Source organism: Polaribacter sp. BAL334 (assembly GCF_015767435.1).
In the GTDB taxonomy this organism is placed as follows: domain Bacteria; phylum Bacteroidota; class Bacteroidia; order Flavobacteriales; family Flavobacteriaceae; genus Polaribacter.
Map to the genome: position 1 here is coordinate 1 of NZ_JADWOV010000109.1, position 451 is coordinate 451.

General features: G+C 27.3%; 1 protein-coding gene. It reads left to right on the plus strand.

The features are described from left to right. On the plus strand, positions 1-451 hold a 451-nt coding region (locus IU405_RS00555), incomplete at both ends, for a hypothetical protein (protein ID WP_197436707.1).

The window sequence follows — 451 nt, forward strand, 5'->3', positions numbered from 1 at the left end:
ACCAATGACTATGGTTTTATTGGAACCTTATCAAAAAAAAGCTAATGAAAAATTTACAAAATTCATAGAAGATAATGTTGATGAGATTGAAGATGAAGATGGAGAAAAGGCTATTGCTGTAAAATATGAACAAGCAAAGGTTTTTGAAACGCTTTCAAAAAATTCAGAAATTTCAGCTCTTGCTTTTAAAATAATTCCAGAGAGTTTATTTGTTTCTTTAATTTCTCAATATGATGCTTTTTTAAATAGGCTTTTTAGAGCTTTATTTGATATTAGACCAGAATATCTCAATAGTTCTGTAAGGAATTTAAACTTTTCTCAATTAGTTGAGTTTTCATCAATCGATAAGGCAAGAGAATACATCATTGAAAAAGAAATTGAAACTATCTTACGAAAAAGTCATAACGACCATTTTGAATATTTAGAAGCAAAATTATCAATGCCTTTAAGA